Source organism: Corynebacterium sp. HMSC063A05, assembly GCF_001809695.1.
Classification (GTDB): domain Bacteria; phylum Actinomycetota; class Actinomycetes; order Mycobacteriales; family Mycobacteriaceae; genus Corynebacterium; species Corynebacterium amycolatum.
The window spans coordinates 391,726-405,260 of the sequence record NZ_KV798500.1 but is presented as its reverse complement, the minus strand read 5'-3'; the positions used below and the strand labels follow the sequence as shown (position 1 = coordinate 405,260).

The following is a 13,535-nucleotide window of genomic DNA, read 5'->3' as shown; positions in this document are numbered from 1 at the left end:
CAGAGGCTTCTACCATTTCTCGTCACCGCCGAAAGGAGTCTCGCGCGGGAACTTGTTCGGAGCCGAAGAGACCCCTGGGGTACCGGTGACCGTGGAGTCCGAGTCCGCCGGAACATTCTTACCCGCACGACGACCAGCCGTCGACAGCTGTCGCATAGCCTCGCGATCCTCATGGATACGGGTATCGTCGTCACGGCCCAAACCAGCCAGTGCCAGCATGAACGCGGTCACAGCCATGGTGATCACGATGGCCGTCAGCACGAATGCCTGCGGCAACGGGTCAGCCATCTGCTCGGCAGCGCCAGCGCCCGCAGTGGCTTCGTTGCCCAGCAGCGGCTCGCCGCGCCAGGCGCCGACACCCGTGGACAAGATAATCAGGTTAGCGGCATGGGAAATCAGAGTCATACCGATAATGGTGCGCAGCATGCCGCGCTGTAGCACCAGGTACGTGCCACCGCCAGCGAGGACGGCAGCCATGATGGCGATAATCACTTCTTGGCCTCCTCAACGGTGGCATGAGCTGGGGCGGGAGCACTTTCCGCTTCTGAGGCGAACACGCCCATCTCCGGCGGCACCCGCAAGCTAGAGCGGTCTGAGTAGAGATCCTGCATCACATCGTCCGACCCGGTCACCCCAGGACGGTTCGGGCCGCCCAGGAGATTCAGTGCGGTCGCCACAATGCCGATGACGGCCAGGTACACGCCGACGTCGAAAAGCAATGCCGTGGTGAGGTGCTGACCCAGGAACTCGCCATACAGCGGTGCCAAGAACGACCCCTTGGCGAACCCGATGAAGCCCGTGGTGATGGCTGTGATGACGCCAGCAGCGCTGAGCACAACCGGGGTCTTCTTGCCAAAGACCAGCTCGTCGCGGTCCTTGGACAGGTAGATCAACATCACTGCAGCGGCGCCAATCAGTGCGGCGTTGAAGCCGCCGCCCGGAGCCGTACCGCCGCGATAGAGAACGACCGCAGACAGGGCGAACAGAACCGGCGACAGCCAGCGGACCAGCCAGCGCATCATGATGGAGTTCAGAGCGGGCTCCGCAAGCGGGGAGGGCTGATCGAGCAGGTGCGGGAAGCGAGGCATCGACGTGACAACCGCTGCCATCGCGACGCCCGCCATACCGAGAACCGCCAGCTCACCCATGGTATCGAAAGCACGGAACTCAACCAGGATCACGTTGACAATATTGGTTTCGCCCGTGACCTTCTCAGTGTTGTCGATGTACCACTGCGCAACCTCAGGCAACTGACGACGGCCAGTGAGGAACCACACCGCGCCGAACGTAGCCAAGCCCACGGCAACTGCCACGACCGCGGCGGAAGCCTGGCGGTTCTTTGAGGTCTCAGAGAACGCGCGAGGCTGGAAGCGCAGCACCAGCATCATCAGCACGACAGTCAGGATTTCCACCATGAACTGCGTCAATGCCACATCTGGTGCGCCCAGCAGGAGAATCTGCAACGTGACACCAACACCGGTGACGCTGAGCAGCACAGCCGCCTGTAGACGGTTCTTTGCCCGAAGCGTGGCCCACACACCAATCAGGACAACGACCAGCGGAATCAGATCGGTCAGGTGATCGATGCCGTCGATCTTCGGCAGCACAGGAGCGCCACCGACACCCGGAGCGATTGCAATGGCCAGGGCGTACACCGCGAGCAAACCAAGCAGCGGCAACAGGTGACGCGACGGCTGATGCGAACGCGCCACCTTCGCCAGCACGCGACCCACGCGCTGCGAGACGCTCAGCGACGCATTGATTGCCTCCACGCCAGTGAACGGGAAGAGCTTGCGGTCGGCCATGACAGCGCCTACGCGAGCGCGAGTGAAGATGAAGCCCACGCCGACAGCCAGCACAATCACAGAGATAATCAGCGGCACATTTATTCCGTGCCACAGGCTCAAGTGCGATTCCTGAGTCGTGCCAGCCGGAAGCTGACCGACCGTATCCGCCACGCGGTCCAACGGACGGTTCAAAATAGCGCCGGCAGCGAAGGCTGCAGGCAGGCTCAGCACGCCAGGGATGGCGGCCGGAAGCCACAGCGAAATCGGGGCCTCAGTGATGTGGTCAACGTTGCGCGGACCATCCACGAACGCACCGAACACCAAGCGTGCCGAGTACGCGAAAGTACCAATCGCACCAATTGCCGCCACTGTCAGCAGGATGACCACGCCGGTGTTGGTCAAAGGTGCGCCCTCGAATGCGGTCAGCATGCCCTCCTTCGACATGAAGCCGAAAAACGGCGGAATTGCCGCCATCGATGCCGCACCGAAAATCATCGAGCCAAAGCTCCACGGCATCTGCTTCCACAGCGGACCCAAGCGACGAATGTCGCGCGTGCCCGCCTGGTGATCAACCACGCCAGCCATCATGAACAGCGAAGACTTAAACATCGCATGCGCAATGGTGTGCACAACCGCAGCCATAATGGCGAACTTCGTGCCCACACCAATCGTGGCGACAATCCAACCCAACTGCGAGACCGTCGAGTACGCAATCAGCTTCTTCAAGTCAGTCTGCTGCAACGCAAAGTAGGCCGTGGCAACAGCCGTCCACATACCCATGACAATCAGCAGCAACTGCCACACGCGCACGTCCGCGAAGACCGTGGAAAAACGCATCAGCAGGTAAACGCCCGCCTTGACGACGGCCGCTGCGTGCAAGAAAGCCGAGACGGGAGTTGCTGCCGCCATGGCCTCTGGAAGCCAGGCGTGGAAAGGGAACTGAGCTGCCTTCGTGAAAGCACCCAGGGCCACCAGCGCGGCAATGAGACTGCGTGCTGCCGGGCTGGCCTCCCACTCAGGCGAAGCCAAAACCTCGGTGAGGTTCGTGGAACCGGTCAGCCACACAGCACCGCCGAGGGCGGCCAGAAGCAGCAGGCCGCCGGTGAAGGTCAGCAGGAGTGTGCGCAACGAGCCCAACTCGCCCGACGAGCCCGACCTTGCAATGAGCAGGAACGACGCCATCGAGACCAGCTCCCACCCAATGAAGAGGAGCATGATGTCGTCGGCAAGCACGAGGAGCAAAACCGCCAGCATGAACGCCGTCATCAGGACGTAGAAGCTCATCGCGGACTTCTTAGGCGGCAAATACGCGGTGGAGTAGATGAAGACTATCGAGCCCACCAACAGCGCCAAGAAACTGAACACCATGGAGAGAGGATCGAGCTTCAGCGCAAACGCCGCGTTTAGCTCCGGGGACCAGACGCGGGACCAGGTGAAGGTGGTGCCGTCGAGGATATCGCCCGTTACACGCGAAAGCTGGACCACCGACGCGAGAAAAAACGCGACGATGGGCCAGCCTGCGTGACGACCAAGGAGCTTCACAAACAGCGGGGTCAGCGCCAGGGCAACCGCGACCAACAGCGGGACCGAAAGGAGGGTCAGGCTGTCGGTGGAGGCTTGGGTGGCTTGAGCTGCTTGGGCTGCGAGCGTTGTCGCGTGCTCTGCGGAGCTGCTTGCTTGGGCGGTAATAGTTGCCGGGGCAGAAAGAACGGAATCTAAAGAATTCAATGTTGCCGATACGCCGCCGGACGCAAACTCAGAAGCCAATGTCTGGTCTGGTGGTGCGGTCGCCGACGGCGGACTGGCTGTAAAGGAGCTGGCTGATGCCAGAGCTGCTGCCAGGTGCGTCACTTGGGGGCTACTTTCACATTGCTGTTAAAAAAGTTCGTACTTCTACAGACTAACAGCCACGAAATTGCTCTACGCGGGGTGAAAGGGGCATTTGGGGGAGTGGGGTAAGGCTGTGCGGATGCAGTTTTCCTGGATCCAGTAGTGAATAAATAAATGAACGGGTGATGGGCGGCGGCGGTGGGCTGCTTCAAGTTGGCGGTGGGCTGCTTCAAGTTAGTGACTGCGGTTATGGCAAAAATAGCCCTACCGGGTGCTGATTGTAGCTTGCGTTGTCAAGTTCGGGTTGAGGGGCTATTTCTGAAGTGCCTCCGGCAAAAGCTTGTTGAGTTCTTCTCTGGTGAATTACTTCAGTCCGTACTCTTTTAAGGGTTTTTGGGCGGTACTGAAACTCTTATCATCGGTACGTTCCGCATTGCAGTAGGCCTCAGCGGTCCCTGCTATCAGCACGTCACGACGCTTCCGGGCTTCGGCGATGTCGAGCTCTGGGAAATCTACCAGAAGGGACAAGTACTTTCGTATAAGGAGCCACAGTTGATCACCGGCTTTGCGGTGTCGTGCTGCCTTGGCTCCGATCTCGAGCCGGAAGCTGTACGAGTTGAGAACCAGCAGGAAGAAGGTGATAACCGCAGTGATGGAGGCTATCCAAATCTGCAGGGTAAAGAACACTCCTACCAGTCCAGCGGCTGAAAGCGCGGACAGCACAATCTGGGCCACTTTGATACGGTGTTCGGTCCGGGGGAGTCGTGTGCGTTGCTCTTCTTGTGCAGCGTGAGAGTAGACTACGCTCCCATATCCATTCTCAATTTGTGAGTAGAGCACGTCGCGTTCATGCTGCTGGGAATTTGTCAACGTAAATCAACCTCCACATCTGCGCTGGTTCTGGGTCGTCGCTATAAACGGCACGAAGGCTGATGTCTGCGTAGAGCTCCGACTAGAAGCGTGTAGAAATAGTGATTTTGTGTCACGCCAGGTAACACATTCCACGCTTCGCGAATTTCCTGTTCTGTTTTCTATATGGTTTCCGACAACTCATAGATGTTGCGAGTGAGAACAGCGAATAGGGGGTTATTTCCAACGTGGTACGGGTACTTTACGGTCGCAGGATTATTCAGACGGTTTTTACGTTCTGCATTGACAGCACTGGCAGCGTCCAAGTTGGTCTTATGAAACAAGACACGCAGCGGCTTGTAGGTTCCCATCATCTTATTCCTAACGTTTTATCGACCATGTTTCGAAGTTGCAAAAGAACAAGATCTTTAGCAAATAGCACACATTCAACTAAGCCCTATTTACAAAACTTCCATTTTTGCAAATATGCCCAGATTTTGGGGCCCCAGAAAAACCGAGGTGAAGATTTTTGTGGGCGGCGTTGGAGATCGCTCGCATATGGCGACTCGCTCCCTCGTTATGTTTGTAATACGTCTTTTCTAATGGTGAGGGCGCTGAGTGAGTCTGCGCAATCCTCTCTAACAACACAACACGACCCTTAGGTTAGGCTTGCCTAAGCGGCTCTGGTAATGTTGGTATTATGGGCACAAATAAAAATGAACCCCGCCTTCCGCAAAATGACCGGTCAACTCATGTTGCGGCAGGCCATTGGGTGCTTGCCCGGGCTGGCAAGCGAGTTTTACGCCCGGGTGGATTGAAACTAACGAATCGATTGTTGGATGCGGCCGATCTATCTGGCAAGAAAGTGTTGGAATTCGCTCCAGGATTGGGACGTACGGCCATGCTCATGCTTGAGCAAGGAATCGCCTCCTACACGGGCGTGGATCAAGATCCAGATGCCGTCGCACGAGTGCAGGCCGTTGTTGGGCCGAGGGGCACAGTTGTAAATGCCAATGCGCAAGACACCGGCCTTGAGTCCGAATCAGTTCAGGTTGTGGTTGGTGAAGCGATGCTGACCATGCAAGGCGATAAAGGCAAGCGAGGGATCATCGCCGAAGCGTTCCGACTGCTTAAACCAGGCGGTTGCTATGCGATCCACGAACTTGGACTCACCCCTGACAGCATAGACGCGGCGCTTGCGGACCAGTTGCGACAGCGCCTAGCCCGCACGATTAGGGTTAATGCTCGCCCTCTTACTTGCAGTGAATGGTGCGGATTGTTAGAGCAGGCGGGTTTTTGTATCGAGTGGGTGGGGTATGAGCCGATGGCTTTGCTGTCCCCACGTCGTAATCTAGCCGATGAAGGCATAGTCGGAGTTGCGCGAATTATGCGTAACGTTGCGCGTGATAAGGAGTTGCGTCGCCGTATATTGGATATGCGCGCAACGTTCAACGAATACCGCGACAGTTTAACCGGCATCGCTATCGTCGCGCGCAAACCCGCCGCTAACCTGGAAGCAAAGGAGAGCTGATTATGACTGAACTCAAACCATCATCAGCCGGCGCACTGGGGTTTATTGAAAACCTTGCGCAGCGCGTTGAGTATTGTCCGAACTCAACCACTTCTACAACGCTAATGCGCGCTGAGGGGGTGAACGTGGTGTTGTTCTCGTTCGACGAGGGAGAGGAACTATCCGAGCACACCGCCGCGATGCCAGTGATTGTTCAAGCCCTTGAAGGTGAAATCGAAATCAGCGGGGACGGTAAAACGGTGACGTTGCGTCCCGGTGGAATGGTGCATTTTCCTACGCGCCTACCACATGCGGTTAAAGCACTAACCAAAGCAAAAATGGTGCTTTACATGATGAGCCGACCACCGGCGAACTAAGTAATTGACATCAATTCGCGCAGGAGCGGACCTGTTCTGCCCGCTCCTGCGCGTTGACTTTAAGCAGTATTCAAAAGGGTGTGGCCGACCAAGCTGCTTTAGTGCATGTTGCACACAATTGATGGTGAAGTGATGCGGGCGAAAATGCGCAAACTCCGCGTATCTACATTTGCGGATATCTTCTACGAGATCGTCAGCGACGAAGCCTATGCCGACCCCTGCCAGAAGACATTTTTCCTCGCAGCAGTCGACGAAGCCTATGCGCAACGCCAACAACGCAATATCGCCAAAGCAATCAGCCTAGCCAAGTTCCGCTACTCCAAACGCCAGCCTGGCTGAAATTACCAGGGCAGAAGAACGAGGTATCAACCTGCGGCAGTTGAAGAGAATCGCGGCAACGAACTGGCGGTAAAACCCAACCAACATTCATATCCTCGCCCCGATTGGGGCCGGCAAAACGTATATTGCCTGTGCTCTTGGTGTTGCGGCCTGCCAAGCAGACTACTCGGTGGCCTACTACCGGCTAGATCAGCTCGTTGACATGTTGGCGGTCTTCTCACCGACTGACCAAACCTATCTCAATCTGATGCGCAAACTGATCAACATTGATGTCTTGATCTGGGCCGATCCTAAAAACCAGCCCGACCCATAGTTATTCTATGATCCCTAAAACCGCTTATCTGCATTCACCCCCATTAACGGTGAATCTTCAGATCAAAACTAGAAACAGTATATAAAAAGTATTATACATCTTAGGTGAGCCTTACCTTGCTTGCTATTCAGGAATCGAGGTTTACTATGACCCAACAGTCCTCTACGCCCACACGGAGTACAAGCTCATCCAGTGGGTTGACGGCACGTTTAAACACCAGAGATCTCATCAACGCTGGCATCTTTGCTGCACTTTACTTTGTGATCACCTTTGTAAGCGGAATGATTGGATTCGCAGGACCACAATTCATGTTTATTGGATGGTTCATCGCGGCAATCGCAAACGGAATCGTGCTAGCGCTTTATGCCGCCCGCACGCCCAAAATGGGTGCTTTCACCCTCGTCGGTGGTATTAACGGACTAGCATTCATGCTCACCGGACACTACTTCTGGACCCTGCTGGGAAGCATAATTCTAGGGTTTATCGCGGATTTGATTATTACAAAAAGCCACCTCAGTATTGCCAAGTCCTTCCCTATTGCCTACGGCGTCTTCTGTGTCTGGATTTCTTTGCCTTTTATCCCGCTAATTCTGGATACGGACTCCTACTACGTCGATATCGCAGACCAAATGGGGCAAGAATATGCCGATGCTATGTCGGATATCTTCCAGCCATGGACCATTGGAGTACTGGCCATTTGTGCGCTCATCGTCGGCTTTATCGGCGGAAAGGTCGGAGTTCGCGTCAGCCGCAAACACTTTGAAAGCGCTGGTCTCCTGTGAGCCTGCAAAAACAGGGCGTGCTTCGTCGATCTTCGATCGATCCACGGACCGTGCTGCTTTCTGTTCTAGTAATCAATGCGGTAGCTCTCAGCCACGGCCACCTACCGACACTGCTGATTTCTATCGCCTTCAGCTCCATCGCACTAGCTACAGTAAAGCCACACTATGGTCTTATTTGCCTGTGCGCTTTTGCATTATCCTATCTAGGGTATTGGGGCCTATTACAGCTTCCTGGCTCCACATTTTTCGCTTTTTCAGCGGCAATTTTTTCGTGGCTAAGCCGTTTTGTCATCAGCATGTCCATCGGCGCATTCGGCTTGCTCACTCTCACACCATCCACGTTGACCTCAGCACTGCGGGACCTGCGTTTACCAGGCTGGGTCACCATTCCACCGGCGGTATTCCTGCGCGTTTTGCCGATCATCGTGGCAGAAGCCAAAGCCATCCGCGATGCCATGGTCCTTCGGGGTCTCCAGCCTGGAGTAAAAAGCTGGATCACACAGCCCACACAATCGTCCGCGATGCTGGTCATCCCCTTATTAGGTGCCGTCGTCCGCGCTGGTGATGAGCTCGCTGCCTCTGCTCTTGTCCGGGGATTGGGAGGACCCGCACGCCCAACCACCACCGCCGATCTTTCCTTCAAGCTTGTCGATGCAACTGCACTAGCTGGGTTGGGCCTCGTTGTTGCCTCTGTCTGGCTTCCCACGGAGGTCCACTTATGAACGAACGCAGTATCGCAACCAGTGTAGACGCCCACAACGTTTCTTTTACATATCCATTGGGAGCTCGACCAGGCATTCAAGGTGTATCTGATGTGTCTTTTTCTGTCTCTCCAGGACAGTGTCTACTGATTACCGGTGATTCCGGATCGGGAAAGTCCACGGTACTCAAGTTGATCAACGGACTCATCCCCCATTTCAATCCAGGAGAGCTACTAGGCACCATCACTATTATAAAGGATGACCAGGCTTTTACCCCTGCGGAAGAACCGCTGTCCCGAGCCATCGAGTTCAGCGCCTCAGTATTCCAGAATCCAAGGACACAATTTTTCACTGAAAGCGTCAATGCAGAATTGGCCTTCGGGCTAGAAAACCTTGGTGTAGATCCCAAAGAAATTGAGTCGAGGATTCAATCAGCGGTCGAGCTACTAGGCATTAACGATCTTCGGGGCCGGCGATTCAAAGAATTATCCGGTGGACAGTTACAAACCGTGGCATGCGCATGCGCGCTTGTGTCCCCGGGCAGTCTCGTGCTTCTCGATGAACCCACGTCCAATCTCTCCATGGAAAGCATCGATATTCTTGCACGCGTGCTACACCGCTTGAAGGAATTAGGCACAACGATCATTATCGCTGATCACCGCCTCTTTTTCTTAAAAGATATCGCTGACCAAGTTATTTACTTGACTCAGGGAAAAATAACGCGGAGTTTCCACGCTCAGGAGTTTTATGCCTTAGACGAACCCGAACGCAAACAATTGGGGCTACGCAGCTTACACCACGTTCCCCTGCCCGCGAGCGTGCCGGTACCACCCACGCTCGAAAACGCCGATCCCCAGCGGAGCGGACTCGAGCTAAGTAACATCTGTTTTTCTTATGGCACACATGAGGTGTTAAACATTGACCACGCATTTTTCCCCAGCGGCGAAGTCACCGCCTTAATCGGGCCCAACGGCGCTGGAAAAACCACTCTCGCTAGGATCATTTGTGGTCTTGCTTCTCCCAAACGCGGCGGTAGTCTCCGTTTGAACAGCAAACGAGTAGGAGCGGCTGCCCGCAGACGTGCCGCGTACATGGTGATGCAAGATGTTGGCCGCCAATTATTCGCAGCCACCACCGAAGAAGAAGTCACGCTCGGACTGGCAAAGAAGAAGCGGGACCACATCGATGTCAATGAGATTCTCCATCGCCTCGATCTGGCAGGAATGGCTCAACGGCATCCGCAGTCTCTGTCCGGTGGGCAACGGCAACGCTTAGCCATAGCTTCAGCCCAAGCCGAGCAAGCAGCGATCTACATCTTCGATGAACCTACCTCTGGCGTGGGCTGGCGCCAACTGCAATCCATCTCTGCGCTACTTCGATCTCTTGCAGCAAGCGGAGCAGTGGTCATCGTCATCACCCATGACCACGAATTCATCCAAGAATCAGTCACCAGAATCATCGATATGACTGACATCAACAAGAATTGAGAAAGAAATGTCTGAACTAAAACAAAGTTCCACAGAATCAAGCGGAACCCACGCACCAGAATCACACGGTGCGTCACCGGAAGAAGAGGCTCGCGCAAAACATAAAGCCGGCCAGGTCGCTCTAAAAAAACTACTGGCCCCAGTGCAAACAACCATCTACTTTGCACAGTTTCTCGCGCTTATATCCTCGGTACTCGCCGTAGCACCATACGTCGCGTTGGTGGCACTGGGAAATGCTCTAATCGACGGCAATACTGATGACGTCGCGTCCATTGTGAAATGGCTACTTGCTGCATTTTTGGGCCAGCTATTCTTCTATTTCCTTGCCCTTGCAATCACCCACTTCGCTGATGCAAAGCTGGTGGGGATTAACCGGCGCCGAATTATTACCGCTATTGCGAAAGCACCACTCTCGTGGTTTAGCCAGACTAATTCCGGCAAAGTCCGCAAAGCCGTCGAGGACGATACGTTAACTCTGCACACCCTGACAGCCCATGCTCCTGTAGAGAAGGTCGCCGCGATCTTTACGCCCCTCGCGCTTCTGGTTTATGCCTTTATCTTGGATTGGCGCCTTGGTCTACTTTCTATTGCCACTGTGCCCATTTTCCTAGCAATCCAAGCGTATTCAATGAAAGATATGGGCACAAAAACTGCGGAAATGGATAATTATCTGGGTGAGGTCTCTGCGACTGCGGTGGAGTTCTCCGAAGGTATTTCCGTCGTCAAGGCTTTCGGCACCGTTGGCAAAGCCCACGCTCGATATCGCGAAGCTGCCCAAAAATTCGCGGAATTCTATTACGAGTGGGTACGTCCGCTTCTGCGTGTTAGCGCAATCTCAGAGTCTGTGGTGGCGGTTCCTGTCCTCATCCTTATCAATGTAGGAGTCGGTTCCCTGCTGATAGCTGGTGGCTATGTCACGGTCGCTGAAGTCATCGCAACAACGTTAATTGCGCTGGTGCTCCCGGGCACGATTCAAACCGTCGGCCAAATGATGTGGTCTTACCAGCTCGCTGGCAATGCGGCGTTGCGCCTTGATGAAGTCATGACAATTTCCCATGTGAAAGAAGGCCAAAAGAGCCTCGATGCCAGTAGTCAAGACATGGAGGTGGAGTTCCATAAGGTCAGCTTTAGCTACGCCCCAGACACACCAGTCCTCCAAGACTTTTCTGCGCAACTAAATGCAGGCACTGTCACGGCATTGATTGGCCCCTCCGGGTCTGGCAAATCCACAGCAGCAACGATGCTGGCGCGTTTCCAGGATCCAGATTCGGGCACAATCACTATCAACAACGTGGATATCCGTGATCTCACTTTCGACAGTTTGTACCGCACTGTGGCTTTCGTCTTACAAGATCCTCACTTACTGCGTATGAGTATTCGGGAAAACATTCGCCTTGCACGCCCAGAAGCCCGCGATGAAGAGATCTGGCAAGCCGCAGAGGCTGCGCACATAGCTGCTGATATTCGCGCTTTACCGGCTGGGCTCGACACCGTTGTTGGTGAGGACACCTCTTTATCCGGTGGACAACAGCAACGCATTTCTATCGCCCGGGCAATCATTACCAATGCCCCAATCTTGATCCTGGATGAAGCTACTGCGGCAACTGATCCTGAGTGCGAAGCAGAAATTCAAGCAGCTCTAGCCACACTCGTCAGAGGCAAGACCGTCTTAGTCATCGCCCACAAGCCGGAGTCCATCCAAGGCGCAGACCAAATAATCTGCCTCAAGCCTATGAAGGATAATTCTCATGTCTAATGCCACTACGCCTGCTAGTTCGCGTCGTCGTGATCCGCTACTCACTCGCAGTGTCAAAAAGCTGCAAAGTCCTGTAGGCCATAAGCTCAATAAAAGGTATGCTTGTCTATCGCTTATCGTTGGCGTGCTTGATGGCCTCGCCGTTCTCACGCTCGTGCCACTTACAAAGGCACTCGATGGGGATACGACGATCGCACCATGGATGTGGACGCTTTTGGCAATTGCGCTCGTAGCTTTTGCGCTACGATTTTTCGCAACCATGGCCTCTTACCACACGGCCTTGGATTTCATCCGAGCCGCGCACACGACTGTGGGTGATAAATTAGCAACGCTACCGCTCGGCTGGTTCGTACCGGCTAATACCGGCGGCCTATCTCGCCTCGTTTCAGATCGCTTTATGGTGGCGGCCGAGACCATTGCGCATATTCAAGGAACGATATACCGCGATAGCGCGGCACTTGTCACCTTGTTAGTAGGAGCGTGTTTCTGGAACCCGAAGCTGGGCTTGGTCCTTCTTATCATCGCACCATTGGCGCTCGTGGTGATGCAGTTGGCTGCATGGATTCGTGAGAAAGCATCGAACCGCGCACTGGGGCCGAGTAAAGAGCTCTCCCAGCGCATCGTAGAATTTGCTAACCGTCAACCAGCCCTGCGCGCGGCAGGACAATCACAAGTTTTTGCGCCACTAGAGCAAGCGCTAGAAATCGACCATAAAGCACGAATACGCGAGCTATGGGTATCCACATTAGCTTTGCTACTCAACGGCATAGTAGTGCAGATCTTCATCGTGGCTCTCATTATGGTCTCCGCGGATCTTGCCGTTGAAGGCGCCCTATCGCCACTAGAAACAATTGCGATCATCGGAATCAGCTTGAGGTTTACCCGCACGCTTGAGCAGCTGGGTTCTTCTTTCGTCGGTTTAGACGCAGGTCGTATCGCGCTCACAGAAACTGAGCTCATCACCGATGCCCCTTCCCTGCCAGAACCCACTACTCCGCGCCCAGGCGATGGTTCGGGAAGTGTAGAGCTGCGTAATGTCACGTTTGGATACGGCGATAAACCAGTATTGGTAGATGTCGCTTTCCGTGCTCGACCAGGCACCGTTACCGCCATTGTCGGTCCTTCTGGCTCCGGAAAGACCACAATTGCGCGCCTTATTTCGCGATTCTGGGATGTAGATTCCGGGGCGGTGATGGTTGACGGCGTAGATATCCGCGAGCTTGGAACCGAACAGTTAATGTCCAGACTGTCCATGGTCTTTCAGGATGTCTACCTCTTCGACGACTCGTTAATCGCTAATATCCGCGTTGGTCGTCCCGACGCCTCCGATGAGGAAGTCTTCCGCGCAGCTGATCTTTCAGGCGTGACTTCTATTGCCAACCGCCTAGGGTGGCATACTCCTGTTGGTGAAGGCGGGCGGCTTCTATCCGGTGGTGAACGCCAGCGCGTATCTGTAGCTCGCGCGCTTCTCAAGCAAGCGCCGATTGTACTCTTTGATGAGGCTACCTCCGCGCTCGATGCAGAAAATGAGGCAAACATCCTTGCTGCGATGGACGAGCTACGGGAGCAATCTACTTTTATTGTCATCGCCCATAAGCTGGATACAATCAAATCTGCTGATCAAATCGTAGTCTTGGATGAACACGGGCAAGTCAGCCAGCTGGGCACGCATTCTGAGCTTTCCGTTGTCCCCGGTATCTACCGTCACTTCTGGCAGCAACGCAAAGCAGCACGCGGGTGGAAAATCAGTTCGGGACGCGATTAACGCGGGAACCGAGATCGGCGTTGTTTGCGGGGGGGGGGG

The 13,535-nt window shown here is 54.8% G+C and carries 12 protein-coding genes; 9 read left to right on the top strand and 3 right to left on the bottom strand.

Annotated elements, in window-relative coordinates; genetic code table 11:
• Nucleotides 1-9: 9 nt before the first annotated feature.
• The 3 genes from HMPREF2651_RS05650 to HMPREF2651_RS05640 all read right to left on the bottom strand — a co-directional run bounded on the left by HMPREF2651_RS05650 (nt 10) and on the right by HMPREF2651_RS05640 (nt 4,487).
• Nucleotides 10-492, bottom strand: a complete 483-nt coding sequence (locus HMPREF2651_RS05650; protein WP_038627412.1) for a sodium:proton antiporter — start codon at nt 490-492, stop codon at nt 10-12.
• A complete protein-coding gene (locus HMPREF2651_RS05645; protein ID WP_080972900.1) occupies nt 489-3,638 on the bottom strand; it encodes a DUF4040 family protein in 3,150 nt (1,049 codons plus the stop codon). Before HMPREF2651_RS05645 ends, HMPREF2651_RS05650 begins: the two co-directional genes overlap by 4 nt.
• A gap of 342 nt (nt 3,639-3,980) precedes the next feature.
• Nucleotides 3,981-4,487 carry an SLATT domain-containing protein gene (locus tag HMPREF2651_RS05640; protein WP_049181715.1) on the bottom strand — a complete coding sequence of 169 codons (507 nt, stop codon included), beginning with the start codon at nt 4,485-4,487 and terminating at the stop codon, nt 3,981-3,983.
• A gap of 679 nt (nt 4,488-5,166) precedes the next feature.
• Between HMPREF2651_RS05640 and HMPREF2651_RS05630 the strand changes: the two genes are divergently transcribed.
• From HMPREF2651_RS05630 to HMPREF2651_RS05595, 9 genes are all read left to right on the top strand, one after another.
• On the top strand, nt 5,167-5,997 hold the full coding sequence (locus HMPREF2651_RS05630) for a class I SAM-dependent methyltransferase (RefSeq protein ID WP_049181710.1): 831 nt from the start codon (nt 5,167-5,169) through the stop codon (nt 5,995-5,997).
• 2 nt (nt 5,998-5,999) lie between these two features.
• A complete protein-coding gene (locus HMPREF2651_RS05625; RefSeq protein WP_049181708.1) occupies nt 6,000-6,353 on the top strand; it encodes a cupin domain-containing protein in 354 nt (117 codons plus the stop codon).
• Between the two features lie 105 nt (nt 6,354-6,458).
• The gene (locus tag HMPREF2651_RS11100; protein ID WP_053088417.1) at nt 6,459-6,692 is read left to right on the top strand and encodes a hypothetical protein; all 234 of its coding nucleotides are present in this window, start codon (nt 6,459-6,461) and stop codon (nt 6,690-6,692) included.
• Between the two features lie 85 nt (nt 6,693-6,777).
• Nucleotides 6,778-7,005, top strand: coding sequence for an ATP-binding protein (locus HMPREF2651_RS11095; RefSeq protein WP_343299544.1), 228 nt, complete (start codon nt 6,778-6,780; stop codon nt 7,003-7,005).
• Nucleotides 7,006-7,151: 146 nt separating this feature from the next.
• Nucleotides 7,152-7,787, top strand: a complete 636-nt coding sequence (locus tag HMPREF2651_RS05615; protein WP_049181706.1) for an MptD family putative ECF transporter S component — start codon at nt 7,152-7,154, stop codon at nt 7,785-7,787.
• Complete coding sequence (locus tag HMPREF2651_RS11170) at nt 7,784-8,509, top strand: energy-coupling factor transporter transmembrane component T family protein (RefSeq protein ID WP_049181703.1); 726 nt, start codon at nt 7,784-7,786, stop codon at nt 8,507-8,509. Before HMPREF2651_RS05615 ends, HMPREF2651_RS11170 begins: the two co-directional genes overlap by 4 nt.
• Nucleotides 8,506-9,975: an ABC transporter ATP-binding protein gene (locus HMPREF2651_RS05605; RefSeq protein WP_049181699.1), complete on the top strand. Its 1,470-nt coding sequence runs from the start codon at nt 8,506-8,508 to the stop codon at nt 9,973-9,975. Before HMPREF2651_RS11170 ends, HMPREF2651_RS05605 begins: the two co-directional genes overlap by 4 nt.
• A 7-nt stretch (nt 9,976-9,982) precedes the next feature.
• Nucleotides 9,983-11,731: an ABC transporter ATP-binding protein gene (locus tag HMPREF2651_RS05600; protein ID WP_049181696.1), complete on the top strand. Its 1,749-nt coding sequence runs from the start codon at nt 9,983-9,985 to the stop codon at nt 11,729-11,731.
• Nucleotides 11,724-13,496, top strand: a complete 1,773-nt coding sequence (locus HMPREF2651_RS05595) for an ABC transporter ATP-binding protein (protein WP_049181695.1) — start codon at nt 11,724-11,726, stop codon at nt 13,494-13,496. The genes HMPREF2651_RS05600 and HMPREF2651_RS05595 overlap by 8 nt, the downstream gene beginning before the upstream one ends.
• Nucleotides 13,497-13,535 lie beyond the last annotated feature (39 nt).